Genomic DNA, 13102 nt, shown 5'->3' with positions numbered 1-13102 from the left:
GGCGTGGCTCTGGATCCGAGTCTTTTTTGTCCGGGGGGGGAGTCTGTTTCGGCTGGGTGTTGTCATTGTTCGGGATCACTGCCAGCTTCGCCTCAGGGAATCAGTGGCAAGGCTGGCATGCATCCGGCTGCCACGGGATCGCAGGGATTCGGAACGAGACGTTTGGCATGATTGAAGCAAAGGAAGATGAGGAGTTGATGGAAGCGGCGCTTGAGTCGCTCGAGCAGGCAATCGAATCAAAGGATGGAGCGGCGGCGCTGGCTGTCCTGAAAACGATCGACTGGGAAGATCAGCGGTGGGTGGTTTCACAATTGTCGGAGGATGAACTCGGGGTTCTGGTCGGAATTCTCGGCGCGGAAGATGCGGCGAAGTTGCTGAGTCACCTGGCCGAAGCCCAAGCCGTCGAGATCCTCGAGGAACTGGACAGTGCGGATGCCGCGGAGGTTCTCGCTTTCCTGCCTCTGGAGATGAGCAGCAATCTGCTGCGCGAGCTCCACGAGGAAGATGCCGAGGAAATCCTCGCAGTCATTGCCGACGAGGAAGACCGCAGTGAACTGGAACGCAAGATGGCGTATCCGGAAGGCTGCGCTGGAAGCCTCATGCATGGCGGTGCGGTGACTTTCCCGGTGGCGGCGACGGTTGGGGAAGTGCTCGCGGATCTCGGTGAGCATGCCGAGGACTACTCGGATCGTGATGTGCAGTATTTGTATGTCGTCGAGAAGGACGAGCGTCTCGTCGGTGTGCTTCGCTTGCGTGACCTGGTGCTTTCAGTTCGGGCGAAGCCGGTGAGGGATCTGATGATTCCGGATCCTCTAACAGTTCGGGATACGATGGAGCTGGAGGAGCTTGCGGAAATTTTCCAACAGAAGAAATATTTCGGTCTCCCGGTCGTGGACGAGGCCGGGATTCTGTTAGGGGTGCTGCCGCGGGACGCGGTGAGGCGGGAGGCGGCTGAGGAACAGGCCGACATGTTCCTGCAGGCGAGTGGCATCGTGAATGGTGAGGAGATCCGCAGCATGCCTCTGATGGAGCGCTGCTGGAAGCGGCTCGCCTGGCTGGGACCGAATATCGGGCTGAACCTGGTGGCGGCGAGTGTGATTGCGGCCAATGAGTCGACCCTGCGCGAGGTGATCGCGCTGGCGGTGTTCCTGCCGATTGTTTCCGATATGAGCGGTTGCTCGGGAAATCAGGCGGTGGCGGTGAGCATCCGCGAGCTGACGCTCGGCATCCTCCGTCCGACGGATTACCTGCGGGTGATTCTGAAGGAAGGCGCGGTGGGGATGATCAATGGCTTCGTGCTGGGTTGCGTGCTCGGCTCGATCGCCGCCTTGTGGAAGGGAAATCTCGTTCTCGGGCTGGTGGTGGCCGCTGCCTTGATGATGAATACCATCCTCTCGGTGCTTCTCGGAGGACTGGTGCCCTTGTTCCTCAAACGGATGAAGGTCGATCCTGCGCTGGCAAGCGGTCCCATTCTAACAACCTGCACCGACATGTGCGGCTTCTTCCTCGTGCTCACCTTTGCTTCGGCGATGCTGAGTCATCTGGTGGGAGTGTAGGAAGTGCCGGGTGAGGTGTGCCGGGTGAAGTGTGCCGGGTGAAGTGTGCCGGGTGAGAAGTGAAAGGCCGTTTTTCGAGGCGAACGATGCGGCGGAAATCTGATTACAGCGGTCTCGCGTAGGTGTTGCAGCGGTTGAACCAGCCTTCGCGCCAGCGGGATTCGCCACGGTCGGGCGGGGAGTTGTCGATGCGGCGGCCGAGCATGCGCTTGGCGCTGGCGGCGAATTCGGCGGCAGCGGGTTGACCGGATGGCACCTCCTTCATGCTGCCGAGCACCTGCAAGAGACCCCAGCCCTTGCCGTTGTAGCGTTCGGAAGCCTGGGTGCCGTCGCCTTTGAAATTCACGTAGTCGATGAGCGCGTAGGTGCCGTTCGGGGTAGAGGCGACCTTGTTGTAGTTGTTTTGCAGGCGGGCACGGTCGGAGGCGGGGGCGGCAGCGAGGATTTTCGGCAGGGCACCTCGGGAGCGGGCGATGATGAAGTCGGTTTGAAGCGAGACCGTGTTAGAAAGCCAGCTGCGCAAGCTGTTCATTTCCGCGCTGCGGAAGGCGGACTGGAATTGCGCCTTGCTGGTCCATGGCGAGTGGCGTTGGAGGGCGACGGTCGGTGGGTTTGATCCCTGCTGGCGAGCGAAGGCGATGAATTGCGGGAAGCTTTCCTCGAAGCGGCCATTGAAGCCGGCGGGATACCAGATGAAGTGACCGATGCCCATCGAGGGGAATTCCTCGCCAGCATTCCAAGTGGTGAGCCCGTCCACCGTGCCGCCACATTCGTTCTGCCAGATCTTTTTGCCGATGGCCGACTTCTGAGCAGGGGTGAGATTGGTGGCGGCGACCAGTGAGCCGGAATTCCCTCCGGAGGCGGAGGGTCCGCAGGAGGCGATGGAGAACACGAGGAGGGCGGCGAGACAGCGGGCTTGCATGAATGAGCTTTATCCGCTCAGTAGTGGGCTCGCAAGCAGGACCATGAGTAAGATTCCTTGGAAAGAGATTCTCAGTTTTTCACCTCAGGATGTCGTGAAGCTGGTCGTGACGGCGCTGATCATCGTGGTGGTGACGAAGGTGCAGGTCTTCAGCGACAAGCTTTCGGCACTGCTGATCGCGCTGCCTTTCACCTCGCTGATCGCGATGATCTGGATGAACCGCGAGCGGCCGGACGAACCGGAAAGGATTGCGGGTCATGCGGAGGGGACATTCTGGTTCGTGCTGCCGACGCTGCCGATGTTTTTGATCCTACCCTGGATGCTGCGACATGGCTGGAGCTTCTGGGCAGCGCTCGGCGCCAACTGCGTGATCACTGTCGTCTGCTTCTGGCTGACGGTGGTGATATTGCGTCATTTTGGCACAAATCTGATGCCATAAAGCGTCGCGAGGCACATTTGGCTTGTCAAAGATCGAGATCCCTGTTTTCTCCCGCCCTCCGGTCGTATAGGCCGGGCGGCACGGCATGTCTGAAGATAATATTATCCCCTTCGAGCAGCCGAAGCCTCATTCCCGGTTTGCAGGCACACCCATGAAAAGCGATCTTGTTGAAAAAGCAGCGGAAATTGTGACCGATCCCTTGGTCCTGGTAAATATGGTTTCCAAGAGGGTTCGTCAGTTGAACAGCGGCCGTGCGCCGCTTATCCCTACCGTCCCTAGCATGGGCGCCGCAGACATCGCTCTGCAGGAAATCATCGAGGGCAAGATCAAGCTCGTCGGTGAGCAGGTGAATAACTAAGCTGCCTTTCGGCGCCGCATTTCTTGTGGCGTCAGTGCCGCCATGAGTTCGGAGATCGCCAATAATCGGAAGGCCCGCCGGGACTACCATATCGGCGATACCTATGAAGCCGGGCTGGAGTTGCGCGGCACCGAGGTGAAGTCGATCCGTGCCGGAAAGATGAACATCGCCGATGCGTTTGCACGCGTCGAGAACGGTCAGGTTTTCCTCTATGGCTGCGATATTCAGCCATGGCAGACGGCGGGAGTCTGGTTCCAGCATGAGTCGAAGCGGCCACGGCGGCTGCTCCTCAACAAGAAGGAGATTCTCAAGCTCGAACATGAGTCGGCCGTCAAAGGCTGCACGCTTCCCTGCCTGCGGATGTATTGGAAGGATCGCCGTGTGAAAGTTGAAATCGGCGTCGGCAAAGGGAAAACCCATTCCGACCAGCGGCACGACTTGAAGAAAAAGGTCGAGCTGCGGGAAGCGCAGCGCGAGGTGTCTCGATTCAATCGGCAGTGAGTTGGCGGCGCGGGTTCACTCGGCGACTGCTGTTCTTTGATGGCCGTCGGAGATGACGGCTTCCTGAGCTCCGTTTTCCGCGGCGATACTGACAGGTGTTTCACGTTCCTCGAGGCCAGCGGGAATGATGACATCGAAGCGGATGAAGGCTTGCGGGTATCCGGCATTCAAGCGGACGCTGAACGTGCTGGTGTTGTCTGTTAGAATGCTGCTGCCGCTATTGGCGCTGCCGGCAGGTCGCCAGCTTTCCAGAGTCAGGCTGCTTTCTGCGATGTAGGAGAAACCATCGGCAAGCGCGTCGGCTGACTTGGCGAGATTCCAGGTCAGTCCCTGGGCGTTGATGCTTGCGGCGGGATGGGGGGTGAAGGCGGTGGGAGAACTGCCGTAGAGGAATTCGAACGCGTTGCTGAGCGTGTCGAGGTCATCATCATCCTCGGGTCCTCCGCTCAGGTCATGGAGATCTGCCCAGGTCAGGTAATGGGATTGCGGAGGGAGGGGTTGGAGGAAGTCGTAGCCGTCGGTGCCGTAATGATTGGTGAAGATGGTGGTCGACTGGGAGGCGACGAGCATTTCGCCATACGGCGTTCCGGAAGGCTCACTGCCGGTGCGCGAATACATCAGGTTGGTGGTGCCGTTGGAAAAGTGATCAAGACCGAGGTTGTGGCCGATTTCGTGAGCGATCACGCTGGCCACGACGTCGCGTCCGCTGGTGAAGGTCAGCAGGCTGGAACCGACGTAGATGGTGGAGCCGTTCCTGTCGATGTAAGCGAGGCCGGCCGAGGTATTGCTGTTCAGTTGGCTGAAGCCTGCCGGAATGCGGACGAAGAAGAGGTTGAGAACTTTCGGATCCGAGCTGCGGGGTGGAGTGCCGCTGTTGTTGACGATCGTGTTGAGGTGGCTGGTCGGCCGGGATCGGGTGGTGTAGTTCGCCGGGGATCCGTCGTAGGCAAAGTCGCTGGTGTAGTCGACCGGGGCCAGCCAGTCGATTCGGACGCCGACCTGAGCCCAGATGCGGTTGATCTCGTTTTTGATGTAAGCCTCTGAAGACGCAGTGCCCATGAAATCGGCGATCGAGCCATCGCTTTTTTTCACGCGGATCGGCTGAACCACGACTTGGTGGGTGATGGTTTGAGGAGGGTCCACGGAGACGGCCGCCGGAGCGATCGAAGCCAGGAAAATGGAGGTCAGAACTGGGAAGATGCGGAGAATGAGCAGCCTGTTCCGACTGGCGTGGTGATCTTTCAGCATGGGTTTGATCGTCTTGGAGGACACGGCTGAGAAGAGACTCCAGCTTTCAATGGTGCGAGCGGTGAAAGTAAGCAACCCATCGGACTTCGCAACGGGGGATTCTGCAGCAGGAGATGAACGGGCGGGGAGATCTCATGGCATGGCGGGTAATCAGGAATCGCAGAAAAATAGGTGCGGGATGCGGAAATGATTCGGGAGCTCGAAATATCCAGCGATTGGGCAAGAGCGATCAAGTTAGGGAGAGAATCGGCTCCCGCTGAAATTTTTCGGACCAAGATGGATAGGATCCTCCGTCGCCAAGGCTATGGCGGGACAGGTGGGTAGGATATTGAAATCATGGTCCTCAGTTCAGGCTAGAATCGAGGTTCAACCAAGACGATCATCACCAGGATAATTGGATCTCGTTGCCTTCATCCTATTTTTCCCATCCATCCTGGTCCAATTCCTTCCCTAGCTTGATCGCCCTGAGCGATTGGGAATGAAAATTTTGTGTTATCGGTGCCCTGAACTTGTCGGCAGGGGATTCACGGAGCGGATCGGCCGGATTCTCCTTGCAAATCCCCGGATTTCCGCTTTCCTCCGCCGTCCCGACCAAGGGCAGACCGGCTAAGGTGGCTGGACTGAACAAAACAAATACATGAGCGAAAGCACCATCAATCCGGCAGACTTCAAGATGCACCCAACCGACACCGGTAGTTCCGACTATCAGGTTGCCCTCTTGAGCCAACGCATTCTGCATCTCACTGAACACCTCGGCACGCACAAGAAGGACGTTTCGTCCCGCCGCGGTCTCCTCAAGCTGGTTGCCCAGCGCCGTAAGCTTCTCGACTACACCCGTGGCGAGTCTGAAGAGCGCTACCAGAAGCTGATCAAGGGACTCAACCTTCGTCGCTAACAACTTTCCCTCGATGCGGCCACGGATCAATCCGTGGCCGTTTCGTTTGAATGCGGTGGGCTGGATTTCTGATTGCCAGCCTTCCGTGGACAGACCCTCAACCTATTTTCGGGCTGTCTGAATCCACTGAGCTTCCGCCGAGTTGGCGGGGGCATTTGAAGAACGTAACATACGACAATGAACATCCATACCGTAACGAGTCAGGTCGGCTCAAACCCCATCACCTTCGAAACCGGCAAGCTGGCAAAGCTGGCTGACGGCGCCGTGGTGATGAGCTCCGGCGAAACCGTCATTCTGGTGACCGCCGTTTCCCAAACCAAAGTCCGCGAGGGCCAGACATGGTTCCCGCTCTCCGTTGAATACAAGGAAAAGGCATCCGCTGCCGGTCAATTCCCTGGTGGCTACTTCAAACGCGAAGGACGCCCTACCGAAAAGGAAATCCTGACCTGCCGCATGACGGACCGCCCGCTGCGTCCGCTTTTCCCGAAAGGTTATCTTTATGAAACTCAGATCGTCGCACTGCTGCTTTCCGCAGACCAGGTGAACGATTCCGACATCCTTGCAATGAACGGCGCTTCCGCCGCTCTTGCGATTTCCGACATTCCATTCGCGGGCCCCATCGGTGCCGTGCGTGTGGGTCGTGTGAACGGCGAGTTCGTCGTCAACCCGACCTTCGATGAGCGTGAAGAAAGCGATCTCGACCTTGTTTACGTCGGCAACAAGCAGGACGTGATCATGATTGAAGGAGCAGCCGATCAGCTCCCTGAAGACGAATTCATCAAGGCTCTCCACTTCGCCCAAGGTGAAGTGGCCAAGCTCGTCGAAACTCAGGAAGAGCTCGTCCGCCTCGCCGGCAAGCCGAAGCGTGAATACAAGGTGACCGTGGCCAAGGAAGACCTCCTTGAAGTCGGTTACCAGATCGCCGGCGACCGCATCGAGGACGCGATCTACGCGCCTTCGAAAGTCGAGCGAGGTAAGAAGGTTGGTGCCCTGCGCGACGAAGTCGAAGCCGCGATCAAGGAAAAGTATCCTGAGACGACCGACTTCGAAATCGAGCAGGTCTTCGAATACATTCAGAAGAAGGCATTCCGCGTCGCAATCATGGAAAAAGGCGTGCGTGCCGACGGTCGTTCGATCGAAGAGCTCCGTCCGCTGTTCGCCGAAAGGGACTCCCTGCCACGCGTTCACGGTTCCGCGATTTTCGCCCGTGGCGAAACTCAGGCGATGGGCATCTGCACCCTGGCTCCTGCTGACGAGAAGCAATTCTTCGACAACTACGCCGGTGGTGAGGACAGCAAGCGCTTCATCCTCCACTACAACTTCCCTCCATTCTCGGTGGGTGAGTGTGGTCGCATGGGTGGCATCAACCGCCGCGAAATCGGTCACGGTGCCCTCGCCGAGCGTTCGATCGCTCCGGTGATCCCTGACGAAGAGGACTTCCCCTACGCAATGCGTGTTTCCTCCGAAGTGTTTGAGTCGAATGGCTCGACCTCGATGGCAACCGTCTGCGCCGGAACGCTCTCGCTGCTTTGCGCTGGTGTGCCCCTCAAGGCACCTGTCGGCGGGATTTCGACCGGTCTGGTGACCGAGTGGAACGAAGACGGCACGATGAAGGCGCACAAGGTGCTCCTCGACATCATCGGTTCGGAAGACTTCTACGGTGACATGGACTTCAAGCTCTGCGGCACCGACGAAGGGGTCACAGGCTTCCAGCTCGACCTCAAGCTTCCCGGCCTGCCGCTTTCGATCCTGGAAGAAGGCATCCGCCTCGCCAAGACCGGCCGCACCGCTGTCATCGCCAAGATGAATGAGTGTGTGAGCGAAGCTCAGAACATGAGCGAGCACGCCCCACGCATTGTTTCCGTCAAGATCCCAGCGGATCGCATCGGTGAACTCATCGGACCTGGTGGTAAGAACATCAAGGGCATCCAGGCGGAGTCCGGAGCTGAACTCAACATTGAGGACGACGGCACCGTTCACATCTACGCTTCCAAGGAAGAAGGCCTCAACCGCGCCAAGGAACTCATCGACCGGATGTTCCAGGAGATCGAGGTTGGCAAGGTTTACACCGGCAAGGTGGTTTCGATCACCAACTTCGGTGCCTTCATGGAAGTGCTGCCCGGTAAGGACGGCCTCGTTCACGTCTCGGAGTTGGCCGAAGGCCGCACTGAGCATCCTGAGGATGTCGTCAAGAAGGGTGAGATGATCACCGCCAAGTGCGTCGGCGTCGACGAGAAAGGCCGCGTCAAGATGAGCCGTCGTGCATGGCTCCGTGACCAGAAGGCTGAAGCCGCTGAAGCCGAAAACGCTGCTGAGCCGGCCAACGCCGAGTAAGCAGCTCATAGCTATTCCAAAGCCCGCCACTCTGAAAAAGGGTGGCGGGCTTTTTCATGCCCGGGCCCACCGGCTTCAGAGGGGGGAATACCCGCTCATTTAGTCAGCAAGTCAGCGGTCCTCGTGCCTGGGCGGGGAGCGGACGCAGGAGAGGTCGATGAGGAGATCCAGAGATCCAATTGAAATTGTTCACGGTCTCAGCGGTCTCAGCGGTATCCGGCGGGGATCCTGCCAATCGCTCGCAAGTGCCAGATGTTCGACGGCTGCAGCCTCAATCCGGGTTTCAACAGACCCGGGTTTATCGGAAACAGGGGGCGAGACGCTCGATAGCGTGGCGCCCGTCTGGTTTCTGAAGTCTGGTTTCTGAATCGCCTTAATTCTCTACGGGTTTGGGGGCCCTGTCCTGGAATACCTTGAATTGAGGATACTTTACCCCAGTCGGCTTGGTAATCAGAACCACTTGTCGTGATAGCGGATTGTGCTGCCAGTTCGTGCGGGCAAGCGGCTGAGGCTTTGGATCGCCCTTCATCATGAAGTCGACCATTACCGGATAGGCTCCGATGTCCTTCATCTGGGGCTTCAGATTCTCGATCTTTCCAGGAGGAATTGTGATGATGTCTTCCCCGAACTTCCCTTTCACCATGGCGAGGGAAAGGTTGACGATGCGCGAGTGCCCGACAGGAAAATTGTTGAGCGAGCCGTCGATGGGAATGGCCTTGAGTGGAAACACCTTGTTCTTCGTGTCGACGGTGAAGAGAAGGTAGCAACGCGACCAGCCCTCAGGAATCCTCACCGTGGGAGCACCCTTCGGGACGGCTTCTCCTTCTGCCAAGGGCCGAGGGAGAATTGCGAGGACGAGATCGCCCTTAGGAAGTGCCAGATCTGCGGAAAATGCCCGGGATTGCAGGGGCACTTCGACAGCGTCCTCCTCTGGTGCGACCAGGAAGACCTTCTCAGGAGCTCCCTTCGGTGGATCAATGAAGACAGCTTTGGCAATCCGGTCGGCTCCGAATGACTGACTTGAAACACTCACTAGCATGAGCGCGAAGAATAGTGCCGTGTACTTTAGCCCGGAGAATACGTTCATCATGTCGATAGAATGCTAGGACAGTGAATTGGAATGCGAAAGCCCATTATTAGACCTCACTCTCATTCAGCCAACGGAACGACACGAGTTGATAACGACGGCCGAAGAGGCGGTTCACCTCGGAACTCATGTCCGACGATTGTGGGATGACGACGGCGTCGTCGGTCTCATCGACGTAATTGGGAGTCCGTTGGACCACCACCTCACACCACGCACGGGCCTGGATGGTTCCCGAGGGATCTCTCGAGTCGCCGTAAGTCCGAATGGTGAAGGTGTCGTCGCGAGCCGACATGATCGGAGCAAGTGGTCGCAGAATGTCAGCCTGACGCACCCAGCCTGGAACACCGAAGTTGGTCGACCCAAAGGCGGCTTCGGGGAATTTGTAATCGGTAGCGCCTGGGGGCACGTTGGTCACGAACTCACCTGCCTGCATGAGCGCTTGGAAAGGATTCTTCGCGGAGCTGGAGCTCTCCGAGAGAATATCGAGGGCTCGTTGAATCGTGCCGGCGAGGGCCTTATCCGTGTCGCTTGAAAGCTGGCGGTTGACGAATTCTCCCAAGGAGAGAAACGGTCCCCGTGAGCGGATCTGTGAAACGATTTCTTCGGCCAGAGCATCGATCTGAGTATCCGTAAGGGCTGGATAGCCTCCAACGGCAGCCGAGTGCGGGTTTCCTCCGGTGACGGTATTCCCAGTCGTGCTGACATCGCTGGCCACCGTTGTCCGTGGGAACGCTGGATCCTTCGAGGGTTCGGTGCTGACCGATCCGGAACCGGAGAAATAAGGAACTTCGAGATCTCGGTTGCGGCGAAGAATGGCTCTCCAGGCATCGACCGAGACGGAGTTGATGTTGAACATTCCTTCCACCTCCATGAGAGAGGCGACCGTTTGGAATGGATAGAGACCATTATCCCGGTTGACCCGGCCACTCATGTAGGCTCTTGCGATCGTATCGGGATCGTCGTCGTTGGCCAGGATGCTGGGAAGGTAGAATCGGTTGGGCAGGTCCCGGGTCCCCTCGAGGAACTCAGTCATGACCTCTTGATCCGAGCGCTCTTCCCGGGCTGAGAAGTTCTGGGTGTCCGGCGCGATCGAAGAGATGAACCAGTCATCAAACAGAACATGGTTGAGGAGGTAGGAATCGTCATTGGACAGACCGGCGAAGGGACCCGCTGTCGAAATGGATACCTGGTCTGGTCCGAAGATTGGGTGGGCAGATGAGTTGCCGATCAGGTTGAACTGGAACGGAGGCATCTGGTTGTTGTTGCGAACATCGAAATGCTGCAAGTCAGCCAAGCTCTGCAGGGGTCTGGTCGGAAGCTCTGCAATGACGCAGCGGTTGACTCCATCGATCGAGCGAGTTCCGGAGACGATGTAGCCACGGCGAGTCGAGGCATCGAAATCAACGGTGACCGCCGAGTCGTTCCAGTCCTGAGCTTCCTGGATGATGAAGTCGTAGGGAGCGTTGATGGTATGATAGGCACCGGAACCGGCGAGGTTGACGATGGCGTTGCCATCATTTCCTGCGCCCACTTCCGCATAGTGCTGGAGGGGGTTGGCTTGCAGGATTCCCTTCGTGCGGAGGTTCTGGAAACGGGTATCCGGCGGCGGAGGGCTGATCATGCGAAGTCCAAGGGTCGCAGTCGTGAAGGGAACATTCCGCGAACCGGTGATATCGCCAACCGTGACAGGCAAGGGAGCCGTGATCGGAGGATAGAGTTTGCTGATCACATCGTCGCCTCCCATGTCGTTCTTATCGTAGCTCATCACGATGATCTCCATCGAGTTGGCGACCTGGCTGTTGACTTGGAATCGCACACCGATGCCTTCGCTGGCGCCCACGCCTTCGAGGCCGTTGGCCGCAAATTCCACATTGGTGACCTTGAACGAGTCGGTGGCGGTCGCGGAGATGGCAATCGGAGCCGTGCTGGGATTATTGTCGTGATCGTTGAGGCGTGTGAAGATCGCACCGCCGTTTGGTCGATAACCCTCGGCGAGTTGCATCACCTGGCTACCGGTGTTGGTGACCGGGGTGGTGTTGTTCATCCCGTAAACTTTGTTTTCTCCGGGATCTAGGGAGATGGTGGGGAAGTTCGCACGGATGTTGTTGTTAACGATGCTGTTCATCGGCCGGTCCACATAGGCCTTGCCAGCGACTTCAAAGTCCATGCGGAGAGGGAAGACCTCGTCAAAGTTGATCTGGAAACCCTGAACGGTCAGCGCAATGTTGTAGGGGTTCCACAGGGTGATGATCGGGGTCACCACGATCCCAGGATTGTACTGCTGGCCCACCTGAACGGCTCCCAGAGAGAAGACCCACTGGATTCGAGCTACCTGGGGGTGGATTCTGATTTTTTCCTGAAAGTTATAACGTCCTTGAGTGCCACTTGCCGACACCGAGCCACCGTCCGGGCTCATGACGATGCTGCTCGTCGATCGCGTCCTCAATGACTTGTACTGCGTCATGTAGTTCGCAAGAGCCGTCCATGAGCAGACCGGCGGGGTCTGTTTCCAGGCAGGGTTGCCGGAGGCGCCGAGATAATCCGCCCAATGATACATCAAGGCATTGCTCGGGCGTGAGCCGGTAGATGCCCGGCTAAATTCGAGGTCTTGGCCAGGAGCCTGCGCGAAAAGTGGAAGACGCGAACTCGAAAGCTGGTTGTAGTATTCAGAGAAAATGGACAGGTCCTTTCTCCAGCCGCCGGTGGCGACATTTGTCAGGAGACCTCGGCTGTAGGTCGTAATATCATAGAATTCATCGCCGGTCAGTGCGGCGCTGGAAACGAGTTCCAAGCTGCGGCGAGTAGGGATATAAACATCCTCGGTGGTCAGTCCGTCGAGCTCTGGAAGCCCGAAGATGTCGGGGTCGGGGAGCAGGTTGCCACGCAGGCGCTTCTGCCAGTCGGACTCCGAGCTGGCGGTTTCTTCCGAACCGACATTCACGAGCGCTTTGGTATTGTCACCTGTCGTCCACCACGAAAAGGCTCCGGACTCCTTTCCGTCGGCCGACTTGATGATGGTTGGTTCGATGTAGACCTCGTCCGCGGTGTCGAGGGTTCCGGTCGAGACCATCTTGATCATCTCGCCACTTCCGGTGGTTGCGGTCCCCGGGACCTCACTGGTGCTTCCCGTCTTTCCAAACGCTGTCGAAGTGAGCCAGCCCAGGAAGCGTCCGGAGCCACTGCTTCCGACCGGATCAGAGGGATCGCCTGCCTGAGTCTTCGTGCCATAATCTGGCGGAATCGGCATGCCATCGGAGCCATGATTGGTTCCTTCCCAGCTACGCCAGGCACCGGCAACCTCGACATTGCTTTCGTCGAGAAGTTTCGCGCTGGCAGTCACCCGGGTGTCGAGTCCCGTCAAACCCTGAAGCTGGCCAATGGCCATCATCGCCGCCATCTTCGCGTTGCTTCTCGCTTCCACCAGTGCCTGCCCTTGATTGCTTGCACGGAGAGAGACGCTCGATAAAGTGAGCAGGCCGACAGCTAGCAAGGCTAGGAGGATCATCATGCTGATGGTAATGATCAGTGCAAATCCTCGATTTTTGATAGACTGCTTCCTGGGCCTTACATGCATTCTTGGGTTCTTTTTCACGGTGATGATTGGGTTAGTGGATGGACGGATTCTTCACGCGGCCGCATCCAAATTTGAGATAAAATGAATGCACAGAGTGAATACGCAACTTGTAAGGTTGGTTTCTCTGTAAAGCAAAGAATGAATGGGAGGAGGCTTGATCGTCTATCCTCATTTCTTGTGATTATGGC

Annotated in this window: 10 protein-coding genes; 6 read left to right on the top strand and 4 right to left on the bottom strand. The window is 57.8% G+C overall.

The annotated features are described in order from the left end of the window. The first annotated feature begins 167 nt into the window (after positions 1-167). Positions 168-1556: a magnesium transporter gene (gene mgtE, locus ACFQY0_RS08690; RefSeq protein WP_379711372.1), complete on the top strand. Its 1389-nt coding sequence runs from the start codon at positions 168-170 to the stop codon at positions 1554-1556. 103 nt (positions 1557-1659) lie between these two features. On the opposite strand, the gene ACFQY0_RS08685 is transcribed toward mgtE, so the two are convergent. Continuing rightward, complete coding sequence (locus ACFQY0_RS08685) at positions 1660-2478, bottom strand: hypothetical protein (protein ID WP_379711370.1); 819 nt, start codon at positions 2476-2478, stop codon at positions 1660-1662. Here ACFQY0_RS08685 and ACFQY0_RS08680 point away from each other — a divergent pair. From ACFQY0_RS08680 to smpB, 3 genes are all read left to right on the top strand, one after another. After that, on the top strand, positions 2477-2917 hold the full coding sequence (locus ACFQY0_RS08680; RefSeq protein ID WP_379711369.1) for a DUF3147 family protein: 441 nt from the start codon (positions 2477-2479) through the stop codon (positions 2915-2917). The genes ACFQY0_RS08685 and ACFQY0_RS08680 overlap by 2 nt on opposite strands. A gap of 85 nt (positions 2918-3002) precedes the next feature. Next, positions 3003-3275 (top strand): DNA-directed RNA polymerase subunit omega, encoded by a 273-nt coding sequence (locus ACFQY0_RS08675; RefSeq protein WP_379711367.1) that lies wholly within the window; start codon positions 3003-3005, stop codon positions 3273-3275. Positions 3276-3317: 42 nt separating this feature from the next. Beyond that, positions 3318-3776: an SsrA-binding protein SmpB gene (gene smpB, locus ACFQY0_RS08670; protein ID WP_379711365.1), complete on the top strand. Its 459-nt coding sequence runs from the start codon at positions 3318-3320 to the stop codon at positions 3774-3776. Between the two features lie 15 nt (positions 3777-3791). Here the strand turns inward: smpB and ACFQY0_RS08665 are convergent, their stop codons facing one another. After that, a complete protein-coding gene (locus ACFQY0_RS08665) occupies positions 3792-5024 on the bottom strand; it encodes a zinc-dependent metalloprotease family protein (protein WP_379711364.1) in 1233 nt (410 codons plus the stop codon). A gap of 637 nt (positions 5025-5661) precedes the next feature. Here ACFQY0_RS08665 and rpsO point away from each other — a divergent pair. Together rpsO and ACFQY0_RS08655 are read left to right on the top strand one after the other, a co-directional pair. Next, positions 5662-5919, top strand: a complete 258-nt coding sequence (gene rpsO / locus ACFQY0_RS08660; RefSeq protein WP_379711362.1) for a 30S ribosomal protein S15 — start codon at positions 5662-5664, stop codon at positions 5917-5919. Positions 5920-6096: 177 nt separating this feature from the next. After that, complete coding sequence (locus tag ACFQY0_RS08655) at positions 6097-8253, top strand: polyribonucleotide nucleotidyltransferase (protein WP_379711360.1); 2157 nt, start codon at positions 6097-6099, stop codon at positions 8251-8253. A 373-nt stretch (positions 8254-8626) separates the two neighbouring features. Here ACFQY0_RS08655 and ACFQY0_RS08650 read toward each other — a convergent pair whose 3' ends face one another. Continuing rightward, the gene (locus ACFQY0_RS08650; RefSeq protein ID WP_379711358.1) at positions 8627-9343 is read right to left on the bottom strand and encodes a hypothetical protein; all 717 of its coding nucleotides are present in this window, start codon (positions 9341-9343) and stop codon (positions 8627-8629) included. 46 nt (positions 9344-9389) lie between these two features. Further along, positions 9390-12848, bottom strand: a complete 3459-nt coding sequence (locus ACFQY0_RS08645; RefSeq protein ID WP_379711356.1) for a hypothetical protein — start codon at positions 12846-12848, stop codon at positions 9390-9392. Positions 12849-13102: the final 254 nt, after the last annotated feature.

This window comes from Haloferula chungangensis (assembly GCF_042664875.1).
Taxonomy (GTDB): domain Bacteria; phylum Verrucomicrobiota; class Verrucomicrobiia; order Verrucomicrobiales; family Akkermansiaceae; genus Haloferula; species Haloferula chungangensis.
The sequence above is the reverse complement of the archived record's forward strand: the minus strand, read 5'-3'. Positions and strand labels throughout refer to the sequence as shown.